Source organism: Aquipuribacter sp. SD81 (assembly GCF_037153975.1).
Lineage (GTDB): Bacteria > Actinomycetota > Actinomycetes > Actinomycetales > JBBAYJ01 > Aquipuribacter.
Genome location: NZ_JBBAYJ010000069.1, coordinates 1 through 584 on the forward strand (window position 1 = coordinate 1; position 584 = coordinate 584).

General features: G+C 70.9%; 1 pseudogene. It reads left to right on the plus strand.

Features of this window, described 5'->3' with window-relative positions:
* Window position 1 precedes the first annotated feature (1 nt).
* A pseudogene (locus WAA21_RS17920) lies at window positions 2-584 on the plus strand (IS256 family transposase); the annotation flags it as partial.

Here is a 584-nt window from a genome sequence, read left to right on the forward strand (position 1 = left end):
GATGGCCCTGGACCAGTCTGCCCTGCTCGAGCTCGTCGAGGCACTGAAGGCCGGCGACGGCGCTCAGCTCATGCGCTCCGCGCTGGAGTCGATGCTGCAGGCGCTCGTGGAGGCGGAGGCGACCGCCCACATCGGCGCCGAGCGGCACCAGCGCAGCGATACCCGCAACACCCAGCGCAACGGGCACCGAGACAAGCTGGTGACGACGACGGCCGGGGGACGTGACGGTGCGAATCCCCAAGACCCGCACCGGCTCGTTCTTCCCGGCGCTGCTCGCGCCGCGCCGGCGCATCGACGTCGCCCTGCATGCGGTGGTGATGCAGGCCTACGTCGAGGGCGTCAGCACCCGCCGGGTCGACGACCTCGTGGTCGCGATGGGCGGCACCGGAATCAGCAAGAGCGAGGTCTCCCGGATCTGCGCGCAGCTGGACGTCGACGTCACGGCCTGGCGGTCCCGGCCCCTGGACGAGCGCGAGTATCCCTATGTGTTCCTCGACGCGACGTACTGCAAGGCCCGCGTGAACAGCAGGGTCGTGTCGCAAGCCGTCGTCATCGCCACCGGCGTCACCGCTGACGGGCGCCGG